This window comes from Enteroscipio rubneri, from assembly GCF_963929405.1.
Taxonomy (GTDB): Bacteria; Actinomycetota; Coriobacteriia; order Coriobacteriales; family Eggerthellaceae; genus Enteroscipio; species Enteroscipio rubneri.
On the sequence record NZ_CAWVIN010000001.1, the window covers coordinates 710,476 to 728,640 of the forward strand.

11 protein-coding genes are annotated in these 18,165 nt (G+C 64.8%); 7 read left to right on the plus strand and 4 right to left on the minus strand.

Features of this window, described 5'->3' with window-relative positions; translation table 11 throughout:
* The 4 genes from ABGT83_RS03115 to ABGT83_RS03130 all read left to right on the plus strand — a co-directional run bounded on the left by ABGT83_RS03115 (position 1) and on the right by ABGT83_RS03130 (position 7,710).
* Positions 1-1,203 (plus strand): NADP-dependent isocitrate dehydrogenase, encoded by a 1,203-nt coding sequence (locus ABGT83_RS03115; protein WP_346685857.1) that lies wholly within the window; start codon positions 1-3, stop codon positions 1,201-1,203.
* 266 nt (positions 1,204-1,469) lie between these two features.
* Positions 1,470-4,064, plus strand: a complete 2,595-nt coding sequence (locus ABGT83_RS03120) for a YhgE/Pip domain-containing protein (RefSeq protein WP_346685859.1) — start codon at positions 1,470-1,472, stop codon at positions 4,062-4,064.
* Positions 4,051-6,243 carry a YhgE/Pip domain-containing protein gene (locus ABGT83_RS03125; RefSeq protein ID WP_346685861.1) on the plus strand — a complete coding sequence of 731 codons (2,193 nt, stop codon included), beginning with the start codon at positions 4,051-4,053 and terminating at the stop codon, positions 6,241-6,243. Before ABGT83_RS03120 ends, ABGT83_RS03125 begins: the two co-directional genes overlap by 14 nt.
* A 150-nt stretch (positions 6,244-6,393) precedes the next feature.
* Positions 6,394-7,710 carry an FAD-dependent oxidoreductase gene (locus tag ABGT83_RS03130; protein ID WP_346685863.1) on the plus strand — a complete coding sequence of 439 codons (1,317 nt, stop codon included), beginning with the start codon at positions 6,394-6,396 and terminating at the stop codon, positions 7,708-7,710.
* 63 nt (positions 7,711-7,773) lie between these two features.
* Here ABGT83_RS03130 and ABGT83_RS03135 read toward each other — a convergent pair whose 3' ends face one another.
* The gene (locus ABGT83_RS03135) at positions 7,774-8,616 is read right to left on the minus strand and encodes an SIR2 family NAD-dependent protein deacylase (protein ID WP_346685865.1); all 843 of its coding nucleotides are present in this window, start codon (positions 8,614-8,616) and stop codon (positions 7,774-7,776) included.
* A 157-nt stretch (positions 8,617-8,773) separates the two neighbouring features.
* Between ABGT83_RS03135 and ABGT83_RS03140 the strand changes: the two genes are divergently transcribed.
* Positions 8,774-9,151, plus strand: coding sequence for a winged helix-turn-helix transcriptional regulator (locus tag ABGT83_RS03140; protein WP_346685866.1), 378 nt, complete (start codon positions 8,774-8,776; stop codon positions 9,149-9,151).
* On the opposite strand, the gene ABGT83_RS03145 is transcribed toward ABGT83_RS03140, so the two are convergent.
* The 3 genes from ABGT83_RS03145 to ABGT83_RS03155 all read right to left on the minus strand — a co-directional run bounded on the left by ABGT83_RS03145 (position 9,148) and on the right by ABGT83_RS03155 (position 13,698).
* On the minus strand, positions 9,148-9,945 hold the full coding sequence (locus ABGT83_RS03145) for a hypothetical protein (RefSeq protein ID WP_346685868.1): 798 nt from the start codon (positions 9,943-9,945) through the stop codon (positions 9,148-9,150). The genes ABGT83_RS03140 and ABGT83_RS03145 overlap by 4 nt on opposite strands.
* Positions 9,946-10,068: 123 nt before the next feature.
* A complete protein-coding gene (locus tag ABGT83_RS03150) occupies positions 10,069-10,995 on the minus strand; it encodes a Fic family protein (protein ID WP_346685870.1) in 927 nt (308 codons plus the stop codon).
* 156 nt (positions 10,996-11,151) lie between these two features.
* Positions 11,152-13,698 carry an excinuclease ABC subunit UvrA gene (locus tag ABGT83_RS03155; protein ID WP_346685872.1) on the minus strand — a complete coding sequence of 849 codons (2,547 nt, stop codon included), beginning with the start codon at positions 13,696-13,698 and terminating at the stop codon, positions 11,152-11,154.
* Positions 13,699-14,088: 390 nt separating this feature from the next.
* Here ABGT83_RS03155 and ABGT83_RS03160 point away from each other — a divergent pair, with 390 nt between their 5' ends.
* Positions 14,089-14,922, plus strand: a complete 834-nt coding sequence (locus tag ABGT83_RS03160) for a transporter substrate-binding domain-containing protein (RefSeq protein WP_346685873.1) — start codon at positions 14,089-14,091, stop codon at positions 14,920-14,922.
* 14 nt (positions 14,923-14,936) lie between these two features.
* Entirely contained in the window at positions 14,937-18,014 is a 3,078-nt protein-coding gene (locus ABGT83_RS03165; protein WP_346685875.1) for a mechanosensitive ion channel domain-containing protein, read from the plus strand.
* The last annotated feature ends 151 nt before the right edge of the window (positions 18,015-18,165 follow it).

Sequence of the window (18,165 nt, forward strand, 5' to 3'; positions counted from 1 at the left end):
ATGGCGAAGATTCAGATGACCACGCCGCTGGTGGAGATGGACGGCGACGAGATGACGCGCATCATCTGGCAGATGATCAAGGACGAGCTGATCTGCCCGTACGTCGATCTTAAGACCGAGTACTACGACCTGGGCCTCGAGCACCGCAACGCCACCGACGACCAGGTGACCGTGGATTCCGCCGAGGCCACCAAGCGCCTGGGCGTGGCCGTAAAGTGCGCCACCATCACGCCGAACGCTGCGCGCATGGACGAGTACGACCTAAAGCAGATGTGGAAGAGCCCCAACGGCACCATCCGCGCCCTGCTCGACGGCACCGTGTTCCGCACGCCCATCACCGTGGCGGGCATCGAGCCGTGCGTGCGCAACTGGGTCAAGCCCATCACCATCGCCCGTCATGCCTACGGCGACGTGTACAAAAACACGGAGCTGCGCGTGCCCGGTCCCGGCACGGTGGAGCTCGTGTACACTGCGGCTGACGGCACCGAGACGCGCGAGCTCGTCCACGAGTTCGACGGCCCGGGCATCGCCCAGGGCATGCACAACCTCGACGCGTCCATCGCCAGCTTCGCGCGCAGCTGCTTCGAGTACGCCCTCGACGTGAAGCAGGACATCTGGTTCGCCACGAAGGACACCATCTCGAAGAAGTACGACCACCGTTTCAAGGATATCTTCCAGGAGATCTACGATGCCGAGTACGCCGCGCGCTTCGAGGAAGCCGGCATCGAGTACTTCTATACGCTCATCGACGACGCGGTGGCGCGCGTGATGAAGGCCGACGGCGGCTTCATCTGGGCGTGCAAGAACTACGACGGCGACGTGATGAGCGATATGGTGTCCAGCGCGTTCGGGTCGCTCGCCATGATGACGTCGGTGCTGGTGAGCCCGCAGGGGTACTACGAGTACGAGGCCGCGCACGGCACCGTGCAGCGCCACTACTACAAGCACCTCAAGGGCGAGGAGACGTCCACGAACTCGGTGGCCACGATCTTCGCGTGGTCGGGGGCGCTGCGCAAGCGCGGCGAGCTGGACGGTTTGGACGACCTCGTGACATTCGCCGACAAGCTGGAGCGCGCCACGCTCGACACCATCGAGGCCGGCGAGATGACGGGCGACCTCGCTCTCATCACCACGCTGCCGAACCCGGTGAAGCTCTCCACCCGCGACTTCATCCTCGCTATCGCGAAGCGCCTAGCGGCGTAAAGGCGCGGCGGCGCGCCCCTCCCTCACCAAGTTCCCCGGCGCCCGGGATCCTTCCCGGGCGCCGCTTGGTTCGGAGGGCCGAACGGCGTTCTCCATCGCGCTGTGCTGCGCGCCGTCGGGATCGCGAGAGCATGACCTTGCTGCCCGTCTTTCCGCCTGCCATGAGGAGAAATCGTTCAAAACGCACCGGATGCCTGGCGTTTTCTCTCAGGAGGGGTATGATTGCCCGGTTGTTTCAAGCGGTTGCGAAAAGGGGGCGGTAAGGCATGGGGAACGTTTTGCGCGTGCTCAAGCGCGATGTCCTGCGCCTGCTCCATGTGCCGCCAGCCCTCGTGGTGGTGCTTGCACTGCTCGTCTTGCCTTCGGTATACACCTGGTACAACGTCGTGGGCTTCTGGAATCCATACGACAACACGGGCAACCTGCGCGTTTGCGTGGTGAACGAGGACGCGGGCGGTTCGAGCGAGCTGACCGGCGAGCTCCACGTGGGCGATCTCATCGTTGACGAGCTGCGCGTGAACGACCAGCTCGATTGGACGTTCTCCGACCGGGGCACCGCCCTGTCCGAGCTCGAGGCGGGGAAGAGCTACGCCGTGTTCGTCATCCCCGAGGACTTCACCGAGCATTTGCTCTCCCTGACCACGGGCGAGTTCTCGAAGCCCGAGATCGAATACTTCGTGAACGAGAAAACCGGCCCCGTGGCACCGAAGATAACCGACACGGGCGCCAGCACCCTCGACGAGACCATCAACTCCACGTTCGTCTCCACGGTGAGCGACGTCGCCGCCGATGCGATCGACCAGGCGCTCGCCGACTCGCGCACCGCCTTGGACGCGTCCCGCTCCCAGGCGGCCTCCAAGCTGGGGGAGGCGACGCAGGTGATAACCGACGCGCGCGAATCGATCGCGGGGATAGCGTCGGCCACCGATCAGGCGCAGGCCAAGACCGACGAGTCGAAGGGCGCGCTCGAGCGCGCCCGGTCGGGTGTCGAGACCGCAGGCGAGACCCTCGATACCGTATCGGGCCTGACGTCCCAGCTGCAAAGCGGCCTCTCCTCTTTCTCGGCTTCGGCGATGCCGGCCGTCAATCAGAGCCTGCTCGCGGCCTCGGCAACGTCCTCGAAGGCCAACGGCGCGGTGGCGGGAATCGTCGGCGATGTCGGCGATGCGCGGGCCGCCATCTCGACGGCCATCGTGCAGGGCCAGGCGATGGTCGACGAGAACAGGGCGCTCGCGGTGTACCTGCGCGAGCAGGGCGAGGCGCTGCCCGATACCGATTCGAACAAGGAGTCGATCCTCGCGGTCGCCGACGAGCTGGATCAGCGCGCCGACGATGCTCAGAAAACGCTCGAGCGCCTGACCGCTGCCAACGAAGGGGCGGGGGAGCTTTCCCAGGCTGTCTCGCAGGCGAGCGGCGCGCTCGATACGGCCGTCCAGAACGCCACACAAGAGGCCCAAGGGTATTCGGACGTGCTGTTCGGCACGACGATACCGGCCATCAACGGCAGCCTGTCCCGGATGGGGACGACTGCGGCGGCATTGGGAACCGCGGTGTCGAACCAGCGCCTCCTCATCGACCAGGCCGAGCTCGTGCTCGACCAGCTGTCCTCCACGATGGCCGACGCGAAAGAGGCGCTCTGCCAGACCGACGGCATCCTGGTGGGGCTCGAGCAGGGGCTCGACACCGTGCTGACCGATGTGCTGGCCCTGAGCGAGTCCGATGCCCTGGTGAAGGCGTTTGGCGAAGACGGCCTCGACGCGTCGAAAGTCGCCGACTTCATGGGATCGCCCACCGAGCTCGTCACCGAGGAGCTCTACCCGCTGAACGCCTACGGTTCGGCCATGGCCCCGCTGTTCATGAACCTCACGTTCTGGATCGGCGCCTTCATGCTGCTCGTCATCATGAAGCAGGAGGTGGACGGCGAGGGCATCCGCAACCTCACCGTGACCCAGCGCTATCTGGGCCGCTTCCTGCTCCTTGCGGGGATGGCCGTGCTCCAGGCGGTGATCTGCTGTGCGGGCGTGCTGTTCATCGGGGTGCAGGCGGTCAACGTGCCGGCGCTCTTCTTCGCGGCCGCCGTGGCCTCACTCGCCTATCTCAGCATCATCTACGCGCTCTCGGTCACGTTGCAACACATCGGCAAGGGCATCTGCATCGTGCTGGTGTTCGCGCAGATACCCGGCGCGACGGGGCTGTATCCCATCGAGATGACCTCGAGCTTCTTCCAGACGGTCTACCCGCTGTTCCCCTTCACGTACGGCATCGAGGCCATGCGCGAGGCCATCTGCGGGTTCTACGGCACGCAGTACGCGGATGCGCTGGGCATGCTGGCGTTCTTCTTCGCGCTGTTCATGGCCCTGGGCGTTCTGGTGCACCCGCTCATGGCGAACGTCAACCGGATGGTGGCGGGCCAGGTCAGGCAGAGCGGCATCTTCAACGGGGAGGACGTCGAGATCCCAGCGCGCCCGTACCGCTTCTCCCAGATATTCAAGGCGCTGTCGGGTAAAGAGGAGTACCGGGAAGAGTTGAGCCGGCGCTACGAGCGCTTCTCGCGCTGGTACCCGCGCCTCATCAGGGGGTCCGTCGCCCTCGGCCTGGCGGTGCCCATCGCCTTGGCGGCGCTGTTCGCGCTCACGCCCGCCGAGAAGGTGCAGCTGCTCACCGCATGGCTCGTCTGGCTGGTCGCGGTGTTCGTGTTCCTCGTGGTGGTGGAGAGCCTGCGCGACAGCTTCGAGCGGCAGATGAAGCTCGACGGCATGACCGACGAGGGGCTTTTGAAGCTGGGGTCCTCGCGCAACGAGATGGAGCGGCTGTCCGTCGATCCGGCGGGCGATCCGAAGGGGGGCGATGGGCTTGCGTAACATCGTCCGCCTCGTGCGCAGCGACTTCAAGCACCTGTTCTCGAACGCGATGAGCGTCATCATCGCCATCGGGCTGGTGGTCATGCCGTCGATCTTCACCTGGTACAACGTCATCGCCTGCTGGAACGTGTTCGACAACACGGGCAACCTGACCGTGGCCGTGGCCAGCGTGGACGAGGGCTACGAGAGCGACCTGATCCCCTTGCGCGTCAACATCGGCGAGCAGGTGGTATCGGCTTTGCGCGCCAACGAGGAGATCGACTGGACGTTCACCACCGAGGAGGATGCGGTGGACGGGGCGCGCTCGGGCCGGTACTATGCGGCAGTGGTCATCCCCGAGGGCTTCAGCCGGGACATGCTCACGTTCTATTCCGAGGACGTGCAGCATGCGCGCATCGTCTACTATTCGAACGAGAAGAAGAGCGCCATCGCCCCCAAGATCACCGATCAGGGTGCCGATACGGTATCGTACCAGGTGAACAAAGTGTTCGTGGAAACGCTCTCGGAGATAGCGCTGAACGTCGCCAAGTCGCTGTCCGAGTACGCCGACGAGGCCGACATGGACGGGCGCATCGCGGCCGTCGCGGGCCACGTGCGCAGCATGGGCGACGATGTGGGGCGCATGGCGTCGGTCCTGGGCCTGTACGCCTCGCTCGCGGATACGTCCCGATCGCTCGTCTGCGACTCCGCGAAGCTCATCGATTCCGCGCAGCGCGAGGTCGACGGTCTCGGTGCAACGGCGTCGCAAGGGGGCTCGTCGGCTTCCGACATGGCCTCGGCGCTCAAGGAGTCGGCCGAGGAGCTTTCGCGCGCCCTCGAGGCGAGCAGCCGGGGATTCTCCGCCGTGTCCGGATCGGTGGACGAGCTGTTCGACGTCGCCTCGACGGGGGCCCAGGAGAGCGCCGCGGGGATGCGGGACGAGGCGGACGCCCTCGACGGGCATATCGCGCAGTATCAAAGCATCGTGGGCGAGCTCGATCAGATGCACGGGAGCATTCCCCCGGAGTACGAAGAGGCGCTCGACGCCGTCATCTCGAGGATGAACGCGCTGATAGCGCTGGAAGAGGGCATGCGCGACAACCTGCGCACGGCCGCCGACAAGTTGGAGTCGGGCAACGACGACGCGCAGGCCGAGCGCGAAGAGGTCAAGGCCCTCGCCGACCAGGCGCGCTCGAACGTCGCCGAATTGAAGAGCAACTACGATGCCAATCTGAAACCGGCGCTGCGCGATCTCGCCGACCGCGCGGCCGACCTTGCGGGCATCGTGAGCGGGGGCCTGGACAACCTCCGCGCATCGGGTTCGGGCCTGGCCGATTCGGCCGGATCGGTCGGCTCGGTGCTGGGCGAGGCGTCGGAGAAGATCGATGCGGCCATCGGGAAGATGAACGAGTCCGCGGAGGGCCTGCGGGCGCTGGCGGACGATATCGACCGCGCCCTCGCGACGGGCGACGCGAGCTTCCTGCGCCAGGTGCTCGGCTCGGACGCGCAGGTTCTGTCAAAGGCGCTCGCCGCCCCGGTGTGCATCGAGCGTACGGCCGTGTTCCCGGTTGAAAACTTCGGATCGGCTATGGCTCCGTTGTACACGACGCTCGCCCTGTTCATCGGCTCGTTGCTCATTCTGGTGGCGGTGAAGCCCGCCGTCTCGCAGCGCGTGCGGGAAGGTCTGGACGATCCGCGGCCCCGAGAGCTGTTCCTGGGGCGCTTCGGCATCATGGCGTTTCTGTCGCTTCTGCAGACGACCGTCATGGGCCTGGGCAACCTGCTGTTCCTACAGGTGCAGGTGGCCGAGCCCGTGCTGTTCATGCTGTGCTTCTGGTTTGCGGGGCTCGTGTTCACGTTCCTCATCTACGCGCTTGTGGCGGCATTCGCGAACCTGGGCAAGGCGGTGGCGGTGCTGCTGCTTATCGTCCAGGTGACAGGTTGTGGCGGATCGTTCCCGTTGCAGATACTTCCCTCGTTCATCCAGAATATCAGCCCGTGGCTGCCGGCCACGCATGTGGTGAACGCGATGCGGGCTGCGATGTTCGGCGTATACGGCAACGACTTCTGGATCGAGATGGGGCTGCTCGCGCTGTTCATCATTCCGGCCGCGCTCATAGGGCTCGTGCTGCGCAAACCGCTCGCGCGTTTCATGACCTGGTATGTCGAGCAGGTGGAGTCTTCCAAGCTGATCGGTTAGGGGCGGGCTCCTGCCCGCTCGCGCCTTGCAAACAGGCAACCGTTCGTTCAAGGCCGGTCCACGCTTGCATGCAGAGCCCTCGTGCAATCCGCCCCGTCGGGTACCGTTTGCTGGACATGCGCGAACGGAAGCGGACGAAAGGGCGGGCCCATGACCTCGATTTGGGAAGCGAACGCGGAACGGCCGGACGGCGTCGTGAAGACGTTGGACGGGGACGTCTCCGTCGACGTGCTCGTGATCGGCGGCGGAATGGCGGGAATGCTGTGCGCTTACCTGCTCAAGCAAGCCGGATACCGCTGTGCCGTGGCGGAGGCCCGACGCGTGGGATCGGGCGTGACGGGCGGCTCTTCGGCGAAGGTCACCGCGCAGCACGGCCTTATCTACGACCACCTGGTCAAGTTCGACGGCATCGAGAAGGCCCGGAGGTACTACGAGGCCAACCAGGCGGCCGTCGACGGGCTCCGACGACTCGCCTCCGAGGTGCCGTGCGACTTCGAGGAGCGGACCGCCTACGTGTACGCGCAGGATTCGACCGAGCCGTTGGAGCGCGAGCGCGCCGTGTACGAGCAGCTGGGTATCCCGCACCATGTGCTGAAGCACGCGCCCTTGCCGCTTGCGAACAGGGGCGCACTCGGGATGGAGCGGCAAGCGCAGTTCAACCCCCTCAAGCTCCTCTGCGGGCTCATGCCCCTGCTCGACGTGTATGAAGAAACCTTCGTCGAGCAGGTGTCGGGCAATACGGCCCGCACCGAGCGCGGGACGATCACGGCGGACTACATCGTGTTCGCGACGCATTATCCGCTGGTTAACGTGCCCGGCCTCTACTTCATGAAGCTTCACCAGGTGCGCTCCTACGTCCTGGCGCTGCGCGAGGCAGCGCCGGTCGACGGCATGTTCATCGGCGCGGACGGCGGCCTGTCGTTCCGCACCTATGGTGACTCCCTTCTTTTAGGCGGCGGCGGCCATCGCACGGGGGAGGGGCCGAGACCAGATGAGGGCTTCGCCGCGCTGCGCGAGTTCGCCCGCATCGCGTATCCGGACGGCAGAGAGCGTTTCGCCTGGGCGGCGCAGGATTGCATGAGCCTGGACAAGCTGCCCTACATCGGCGTCCATCGACGCGGGCGTCCGAACCAGTTCGTGGCCACGGGGTTCAACAAGTGGGGCATGACCGGGTCGTTCCTTGCGGCGCACACGATAACCGATCTCATAACCACCGGCAAGAGCCCCGTCGAGGACCTGTTCTCGCCGCAGCGCTCCATGATGACAGAGGATCTGTTCACGAATCTGGGTGTATCCGCCTCGAACCTTGTGAAGGGAGGGCGCCGCTGCTCACATCTGGGATGCTGCCTTGCGCACAACGATGCGGAAGGCAGCTGGGACTGCCCCTGCCATGGCTCGCGCTTCGGCTCCGACGGCGCGGTGCTCGACGGCCCGGCCAAGAAGCCGATCGCGCCCGAGCGGCGGTAGGCGAGCGGCGGGACAGGGGCTGTTCGAGGGCCGTGTCCTCGGATTCCGCGCCTGCGACGTCGCTCAAGCCCCGCGCGGCGCGACGAGCGGCCAGAGCTCGGCGATGTCTCCCTGCAGGCCCGCCCCGCTCACGGGCACACGCGCGTCGTCGCGGTTCATGCGGACGAGCGGCGCGCCGGCGAGCGCCGAGAGCCGCTCGAAGGGCAGGTGGATGACGCTCGGGGTGTTCCATCCCACGCCCAGCTCCAGGAGCACTGCGGGCTTCCCGTGCATCCTTTCGACGAAGTGCAGGTAGCGCTTTTGGGCCTCGCGCCAGGCCGCGTCCTCGACGAAGCTCCCGTCCACGCGCACGTGCACCGTCATCGGCCCGCCGCATACCGGGCAGCGTGGCACGAGGCCGTTGGGCGCGCGTGTGGGGTCGCCGTCCTCTCGCGCCGCCGCGAGGATGCTTTCGGCCAGCTCGCGGTTGGGATAGAGGCCGTCGTGGCAGCCGCGGGCGCACTGGTTGAGGCCGTAGTCGCCCTGCACGGCGAACAGCCGCTCGGGCGCAAGGCCCGCCTTCTCGAACTGCCCGTCCACGTTCGTGGTGACGACGAAGAGGTCTTTGTTCTTGAGGGCGGCGAGCACCTCGCGGTACAGCGGCAGCGCCGGCGGCTCGTGGCGGTTCGCCCAGACGTGGCGCGCCCAGTAGGCCCAGCGGTCCTCCTCGGACGGGAAGGGGTAGAACCCCGCCGAGTACATGTCGGTCACGCCGTAGCGCCTGATGAACGGCTCGAAGCTGCGGTGAAAGCGCTCGCCGGAGTAGGTGAGCCCCGCGGCGGCGGACAGCCCCGCCCCCGCGCCCACGAGCACGCGCTCGGCGTTCGCGAGCAACCCCCCCGCGCCTGCTCGATCGCACGTTCGCACTCGGCTTCTTGCGTTTGCGATGCGATCATGGGTTTCTCCCGTTCCGTTGCGTCGTTTCTTCCGCCATCCTACAATATGCGGTAGCAGAAGGTAAGCAGGCACTTTTGCGTTGGGTTGGTGCCTTTTTGAAACCGTGAGACGAGGAAGCGAGGCCGCCATGGAGTACGCAGAGTTCCGCAACGACGAAGCCCCTTCGATCGACGACTTGCCGCCGTGCCCAGTGGAGACGACAGCGCAGCTCATCGGCAGCAAATGGCGGCTGCTCATCCTGCGCGACCTCATGGAGGGCACGAAACGCTTCGGCGAGCTAAAGAAGTCGGTGGGCTCCATCTCGCAAAAGGTGCTTACGTCCAATCTCCGCGATATGGAGAAGAAGGGGCTTGTGGTGCGGCGCGTGTACCCCGAGGTGCCCCCGCGCGTCGAGTACGGCCTCACCGACCTCGGGAAGAGCCTGACGCCCATCGTCGACGCCATGCGCGCCTGGGGCGAAGGCTACCTCGATCGAGCGCGAAGGACCTCGTGGGGCGGGTTTTAGGCGAAGAAGAACCCGGACGTCATGTCAAGGTAATTGCCGCCGGAGTAGCCGGGGAAGCGGTTCTGCACGGCGGCCTTGAACTCCTCGGCCCCGCCGCATTCGGCGGCGATGGTCTTGAGGTCCTCGAGGTAGTCGATCTTCGTCCGCACGTCCTTGAGGTCTTCGGGCGTGTAGTGCGAGGTGAGCACAAGGCCGATGCCGCGCTCGAGGTAGCCGCGCAGCTGGGCGACGATGGCGTCTGCGTGGCCCGGGCCGGCCACGATGGAGTGGCAGTCGTGGCCGAGCATGTGCGTGTACAGCGCGTCGATCTCGGGGATCTCCAGGTCGAAGGCCTCGCTCGTGCGCACGATGCGCATCCGCACGCCTGCGAGCTCCAGCTCGTCGCCCTCGATGACGTCCGTGACCGTCGCGATGGAGCTGTCGAACGCGTCGCTGAACGCGCCGGCGAAGTTGTCGATGAGGGCGCGCCCGCCGCCGGAGTGGCCGTACACGTCGGCCTCCCGGGTGGCGAAGACCGGCGTGCCCGCGAGGAAGCTTGCGCCCGCCATGTGGTAGGACGCCACGATCCCCTCTACGTCGATACCTGCGTCGCGCAGGTAGCCCTCGAGCGCGGTGATGCTGTCGAAGAAGCAGGGCATCTCGATCACGAAGCCGCGCCCGCCCTTCTCGACGACGAACACCTCATCGTCGATGGGGTCGGCCGTGCGATATGCGTGCAGCCTGACCTCGCCGAAGTCGTAGACATCCACCCAGCCTGCGGCCAGCTCGATGCGCGTGAAGTCGTTCTTGTCCATGTCGTTCCTCCTGCGGTCTGCGGCGTTTTCCGTCGCGCTTTTCCTTGCACCGAGGAGGATACCGGCTACAGTTTCAATTGGTAAGTAAGCACTTAAAAGTGCGGTAGTCACCTTTTGGTTACTTTAAGTGCGCGGCACGTAGCCTCTACCGTGCCCTTCCTGCTCCAGTTGCAGCATGCGCTGGCCGACGGAGTCTTCCAGCCGGTGCGCCACGAGGTCGACCATCGCCGAGCCGTCGCGGCCTTCTATGTCGCGCGTGAACGACTTGATGGCCTGGTAGTATGCGGCGACGCCCTGCTCGTCCGCTTTGAGGCTCACCGGTGGGAAACCGCCGCTCATCAACATGAAGTTGAGCAGGATGCGGCCCGTGCGGCCGTTGCCGTCCTTGAAGGGGTGGATGTCCTCAAACGCCAGGTGGAAGAGCGCTGCCGTCTCTATCGCGCGGGCTTCTGCCTTCGCCGCCCATGCGACGAGATTGCCCATGAGCGTGGGAACGCGCGCCGGTGGCGGGGGGATGATGGGCGAGGACGAGATGTAACGCTGATCCCAGCGATACTCGCCCGGCTCGCAATCTTCCAAGTGCGCCGAGGCGACGCGATGGACTGCGAGGACTACCTCCTCCGAGAGCCGCTTCCTTTCGCGCACGAAACCGACCATGAGGTCGAAGGCGGCGGCGATGTCGATCACTTCAAGGTGCTCGCTCAGTGGCTTGCCGGGAATGACGGCGTCCTCCTCCAGCACCAGGCTGGTCTCTTGGAGCGAGAGTGTGTTGCCCTCGATGCGGGCGGTGGTATGCACGAAGTCGACCTTCATGGCGTTGAGGATGTGATCCTCCTTCGCGGGGTTGAAGCCGCGCTCGGCAAGGATCGAGCATTGGCTTTCAAGGCGCTCGATGAGTTCTTTGTCGCAGTTCGGAGCCGTGGGAAGCGTGTCAAAGCGGCGAAGCTGGGATTGTAGAAGTCGCAGGTAGCTCTCGCGCTCGTCGGTGACGCCGTACATCTTCTCGTAACCGGTGGCGTATTCGAGGTCGCTTAAATCCTGTTCTGGCATTGCGTGCTCCCTTGTGAGTGCTTGCGATGAGATTTTACCATGCTTTCGCAGGGGTCTCGAAGCTGGCGCCTTCTGTCAAAATTGCAGGGAGTGTTCTGCAATTGGACTACTTTGAGCAACAATGCAGAGTATATCTGGCACCTGCGAACAACACTCTTACAAATACCTTCCCGTGACGCTGTCCGGGTTGGCGGCCACCTCCTCGGGCGTGCCGGCGGCGACGATGCGGCCGCCGGACGCGCCGCCTCCGGGACCGAGGTCGATCACGTAGTCGGCGTTTGCGATGACGTCCAGGTCGTGCTCGATCACCACCACGGTGGCGCCTTGCGCCACCAGGCGGTCGAACACCTCGAGCAGCGTGCGCACATCGAGCGGGTGCAAGCCGATGGTGGGCTCGTCGAACACGAACACGGCATCGTCCTGCGTGCGCTTCATCTCGCTGGCCAGCTTCAGGCGCTGCGCCTCGCCGCCGGAAAGCGCCGGCGTGGCCTCGCCGAGGGTGAGGTACCCCAGTCCCAGGTCGCAGAGGGTTTGCAGCTTAGCGGCCACCTTCCTGAGGTCGGAGGTGGCGGCCAGCGCCTCGCTGGCGCTCATGGCCATGAGGTCGGGCAGCGACACGAGGTCCACCGGGTCGTCGGCGTGCGGGCGGCGGATGCGATCGGCCTCGGGGGCGTAGCGCGAGCCGCGGCAGGCGGGGCAGGTGATGTCCACGTCGGGCAGGAACTGCACGTCTAGGCTGATGGAACCCGTGCCGTCGCATACGGGGCAGCGCAGCTTTCCCGTGTTGTACGAGAAGTCGCCCGCCTTGAGCCCCGCCGCCTTCGCGTCCGGCGTGCGGGCGAAGGCGCGGCGCAGCTCGTCGTGCACGCCCGCGTAGGTGGCCACGGTCGAGCGCACGTTGATGCCGATGGGGGAGGCGTCGATGAGGTTCGCCCGCTCGATGCCCGCAGCCTCGAGGGCGCGCACGTGGGCGGGCGGCCTCTCGCCGGCGGCCCACGCCTTCAGCGCGGGCACGAGGCTCTCCAGCACGAGCGTGGTCTTGCCCGAGCCCGACACGCCGGTGACGGCGGTGAGCCGGCCGCGGGGAACGTCCACGGCAAGCGGCTTGACCGTGTGGAGCGCGTCCGTCTCCAGATGGATGCGGCCGAGGGCGAACACGCCGTCCGCATCTGCCCGGTCGCGCACGCAGACGGTGCGCGCGCCCGACAGGAACGGCCCGATGAGCGAGGCGGGGTCGGCCTCGATCTCGGCCACGGAGCCCTGCGCGATCACGCGCCCGCCCGCGGCACCCGCTCCAGGGCCTATCTCCACGATATGGTCGGCCGCGCGCAGGATGCGCGCGTCGTGGTCCACCATGGCCACCGAGTTGCCGTCGGCCAGAAGGTCGCGCATCACCTCCACCAGGCCGTCGACGTTCAGGGGGTGCAGGCCGATGGACGGCTCGTCCAGCACGTAGAGCACGCCGGTGGTGCGGTTGCGCACGGCGCGGGCCAGCTGCACGCGCTGCCGCTCGCCGGTGGAGAGCGTCGAGCCCGCGCGGTCGAGCGAGAGGTACCCCAGCCCCAGGTCCACGAGGCGGCGCGCCGTGTGCTGGAACGACTCGCAGATGTTTCGCGCCATCGGGCGCATCTCGGGGGAGAGCCCGCCCGGCACGGCGTCCACCCAACCGGCGAGGCCGTCGAGCGTCTTCTCGGTGGCCTCGGCCAGGTTGATGCCCGCCACCTGCGGCTTCAGCGCGTCGGCAGACAGGCGCGTGCCGTGGCACACGGGGCAGGTGCCCTGCTTGAGGAACCGCGCCACGCGCGCCAGGCCCTTCTCGTCCTTCACCTTCGCCAGCGCGTTCTCCACGGTGTAAACGGCGTTGTAGTAGGTGAAGTCGAGCTCGGCGAAGGTGTCGGACTTCTTCGCCTTGTACAGGATGTGCTTCTTCTCGGCGGGGCCGTGGAACACGATGTCGCGCTCCTTGGGCGTGAGCTGGTTGAACGGCACGTCGGTGCGCACGCCCATCTCGCGCGCAACCTGCTTCATGAGGTCCCACATGAGCGTGCCCCACGGCACCACCGCGCCCTCGTCGATGGTGAGCGACTCGTCGGGCACAAGGGCGCTTTCGTCCACGGTGCGCACGATGCCGGTGCCGTCGCATTCGGGGCAGGCGCCATCGCCGTTGAAGGCCAGCTCCTCGGCGTTCGGGCCGAAGAACTCCACGCCGCAGACGGGGCACGTGATGGGGCGCTCGGCAGCGACGTTCAGCGTGGGCGGCACGCGGTGGCCGTTGGGGCACACATGGCTGCCCACGCGCGAGAACAGGAGTCGGAGGCTGTTCAAGAGCTCGGTGGAGGTGCCGAACGTGCTGCGCACCCCGGGCACGGCGGGCCGCTGGTGCAGCGCGAGGGCGGCGGGCACGTGCAGCACCTCGTCCACGTCGGCGCGCCCTGCCTGCGTGAGACGGCGGCGCGTGTAGGTGGAGAGCGCCTCGAGGTAGCGCCGCGAGCCCTCCGCGTACAGCACCCCGAGCGCGAGCGACGACTTTCCCGAGCCCGACACGCCCGCGATGCCCACGAGCTGGTTCAGTGGGATGTCCACGTCGAGGTTCTTCAGGTTGTGCACGCGCGCCCCGCGCACCTGGATGTGGTCAGGGGCGGGCGAGGCGTCGGAAAAGAGCTGCGCGGGCGTGTGCGAGGAATGCCGGGTCGTGTCGTCCACAGTGTGTTCGTCTGTCCTTCCTGTTCGATCGGCGGGGTCCGGGTCGACGCTGCCTTGTTCGCCGGCTATCTTATCATGCCGAGCTCCGCCGGGACCTTCCCTTCGTCGCACATGGCGCGCTGGCGCCCGTTCGCGTCCGGTTCATTACGCATCTGTTGACCGCAAGCTTCGCGAAGGGGGCTTCGTCACAGGGCGTGATGCAGTGTCGAAAGCGCACGAAACTTAAAAAAGAGTTGAAACACCCTTCTTTTCCGATCGCCGCACCGCGGTTTTGACATACTGAATGATTTGGTGAGGCTTTGCGCGATCGCTATGCGCAAAAGCGGGGCGCTGGATTGTGCGAATGCTCAAACGCGTACAAGGATAGGATGTACAGGAAGGAACAAAGCCATGGCTGCAAAGGGAGGGCGTGTCGCGTTGGTTGCGGCACTTGCGCTCGTATGCGCGCTTGCAGGACTGGTCGGATGTGCTGGTGCTTCGGACGGGAATCTTGTCACAGCAGGCGAGGGCACACTGCGCGTGGGCGTGCGCAGCGACGTGGTGGGCTTCGGGTACCTCAATGAGACCACGGGGAAGTATTACGGCCTCGAGATCGATATTGCCGAGGAAATGGCCTCGCGTTTGGGCTTCTCCGACGTCGAGTTTGCGACCGTGTTGCCGGAGACACGCAAGGACATGCTCATGAACGGCGAGATCGACTGTCTCGTGGCGTGCTACTCCATAGCCGAGTCTCGTCAGAAGAACTTCGACTTTTCGGCGGCGTATTACGCTGACGACTCCGTCATCGTGGTGGAAAACAGCTCGCTCGTCGACGACGTCGAGGATCTCAAAGGTCTCACGTTCGGCACCATGGCGGGATCGAACACCGCGCCTCAACTCGTGATCAAGCTCACTGAGTCCGGATTCACCTCCGGCGAGGCCCTTTCGGCAAGCGAAGATAATTCGGACGTCCAGTTCGACACGTTCCATCTTGTGCAGATGGCGTCCTATCAAGAGCTCGCCCAGGCGCTCGAAGAGGGCAGAATCGATGCCGCCTGCATGGACGGCAGCATTGCCAAAACCTATATGAGCAGCGACCGCAGCATCCTCGACTTTACGATCGATACGCAGGAGTATGGTGTCGCCACACAAAAGGATTCCGCGCTCAGCCAGCCGGTGGCCGAGGCCGTGCAGGGAATGCTCGACGACGGCACCATCGCTCGGCTTACGGACAAATGGAATTGAGGAGGCGAGCGAGCATGTCTCGGAAACTCAAGGTCAAAATCATTTGCCTCATCGCGGTGGCGGCCATCAGCATGGCAGCTATGGGCATACTGCTATCCTCTTTGCAGAACGAACTCTCGCTTGACGGTTACACGACCGAGATGAAGCAGGAGGCTGACGCGCTCGAAGGGCTGCTGAGCGTGGCCGATGAAGGCGTGGCGCAAAGCACCGTCACGTACGACGAGATCTATCAATCAAAAGCCGAGAGCGTTGCCTTCATGGCGAACAACGATGCCGGTTTCGAACCCACCGATGCGAAAATGGTCGAGTATCAGGACCTCCTCGGCGTGGATAACGTTGTGGTGGTTTCCCGCGACGGTGCGATCCTCGCGAAGGCTCGCGACACGCTCGCCAATTTTTCGTTTTCGCGCTTCAATCAGCTGCGCACCGTTTTTGCCGATGGAGAGCCTTCTGAGGCGGTTGAGATCGAGCTTCCCGAACATGATTGGCTCTTCCGGTATTACGCCGCGCGCATCGATGACGGCTCCATGGTTGTGATCGAACAGAATCCCGATGAGCTGCGCCAGCTCGTGGCGGACACGGGATCGATCGAGAGCGTGCTCAAAGACATCGCCATCGGCCAGCACGGCTACCTGTTCGCGGTGTCCGCGCAGGACTATGTGATCGCCTACCATCCGAATGCCGATCTCGTGGGCGCCGATGCCCTTGACGCCGGTATCGATGCGGTCGATTTGGAAGACGGGAATCTCGCTTGGATGAAGCTCGCCGGCGAGTCGTTGTACTGCGAGGTCAGCAAGATCGGCGACATGTACTACGTGGCCGCCGTGCCCGAAAGCGACATGGCGACCACCCGCAATATCACGGTGGGCGTCATCCTGTTCATCTTCTTCGCGGTCATGTGCGTGGTTATCATGTATGGCATCTTCGTCATGCGCGAGGACGAGCGCGAGGGGCGCAGCCCCGAGGATTACTGCACCATGGGGCCGCTGCGATACAACAAGGCGATCGGGCGAAAGGCGGCGGTGCTCTCGCTTGTGGGCTTCATCGGCATCCTGGGCGTGTCGTTCTACATGCAGACGCTGTTCGCCCTGTCCTCGGAGTCGGTGGCCAACAACGAGCGCGCTGCCGAAGCGGTGGAGACCATCCAACGCGCCGACGAGCGCATGACGGCTCTGCAAGATCAATACAGTGAGCGCTACCTGAGCAAGGCGCGCGTGGCCGGCTATATCCTCGATCACAATCCAGCGCTCGCGAACCGAGACGATCTGCAGAGGCTCGCCGACACGCTCATGATCCAATACCTGTTCACGTTTGACGGAAACGGCGTAATGACCGCCACCAACTCATCGTATGCAAACTTCACCATGAGCGAGGATCCCGAGAGTCAATCCTTCGAGTTCCGCAAGCTGCTGCAAGGCGCCGATTCGGTAGTGCAGGAAGCGCAGCCCGACGAGATATCCGGGCAGCTGCGGCAGTACATTGGCGTGCCACTTCACGCCGAGTCGGGCGAGGTGGACGGAGCCGTACAGATCGGTATTCGCCCGACGCGCTTGGAGAAGCTGCTCGAGACCGTTACGGTGGACAGCGTGCTCAGCGGCGTGAAGGTGGGAGCCGACGGATTCGCCTTCGCCGTGAACAAGGAGGACGACACGTTCGTCTCCTTTCCCGATCAGCGACTCGTGGGCAAGAACGCGCTTGAGCATGGCATGACCGAGAATCAGTTCAAGGACGGATACTGCGACTACGTCACCGTCGAGAGCGTCACCTATTACGCCTCGTCAGCCGAGACGGACGACTACTATCTGTACATCGCCGGCACGGAAGGCGAGCTCATGGCCGAGCGCGTACCGCTCACCATGGCCACGGGCGGTGTCGCCTTCGTGTGCCTTGCGGCGATATTTCTCCTGTTGGCGTTCGAGCCGCGCCGCAGTGTGACCGTGGCGAAGGGGGTCGGCGCCGAGGAGCGCGACGCGCGCATGATCGACGTGAAGATGCCGAGCGGGCGCACTGCAAAAACCGAGAGCGCCGCCAGCCGCTGGCTTGATCGCTCGTTCAAATGGAGCGAGAAGACAGCCGAGCAGAAGACGGCAACGGTGGTGCGCTGGCTGGTGGGCGTGTCGGTGATCGCCGTATTTGCGGCCGTGGTGTTCCAAGATCGCATCTTCGGGCAGGGTTCTCTCTTCTCCTACATCCTGGGCGGAAACTGGGAGCGTGGACTGAACATTTTTGCGTTCACGGCGTGCATCATGTTCGTGTGCGTGGCCCTGACCGTGGTGACCATCGTGCACAAGCTGCTGAACCTGCTGTCCTCCGTGCTGGGCGCGCGCGGCGAGACGGTATGCAGGCTCCTTGGTAGCTTCATCAAATACGCCACCATCATCGGCATGGTGTACTACTGCCTCATGCTCGTAGGCGTGGACACCACCACGCTTCTGGCTTCGGCCGGCATCCTGTCCATCGCCATCAGCTTCGGCGCCAAGGAACTCGTATCCGATATCCTGAGCGGGCTTTTCATCATCTTCGAGGGCGAGTTCCGCGTGGGCGACATCATCAAGGTGGGCGACTGGCGCGGCACCGTGGTGGAGATAGGCGTGCGCACCACGAAGGTGCAGGATGGATCGCAGAACATCAAGGTCATCCGCAACAGCGACATCAGCAATGTGATCAACATGACGAAGGAGACGTCCTATGCCTCGTGCGACGTCGGCATCGAGTACGGCGAGTCGCTCGAACGCGTGGAGAACATCCTTTCCAAGGAGCTGCCGAACATACGCAAACGCCTGCCCGCCATCATTGACGGCCCGTTCTACAAAGGCGTCGTGGAGCTGGGCGACAACAGCGTAACCATTCGCATCGTGGTGCAGTGCGCCGAACCCGATCGCTTGCAGCTTGAGCGCGATCTGAATCGCGAGATGAAGCTGATCTTCGACAAATACGACATCAGTATTCCGTTTCCGCAGGTGGTCGTCAATCAACCTGTGGAGTTCAAGAAAGCGACGGCGAGGGAAAAGCGCAGCGCCGACCGGTTCAACGCGGAGCAGAAAGCCGCGGCGAAGGAGCTGGGCAACGATGAGGACGACGAGACGCGGTAGCGCGAAGCTGCCGCGCCGCGACGCGAACGGCCTCGGGAGCGCATCGTTCCCGAGGCCGTTTTCGCGAGGAGGAGAGCGGAATCGAGCAGCGATGCGTTTGCACGTCTGCCCATCGAAGCGAAAGCCATCATGAGTGGAAAAGCGCCATAGG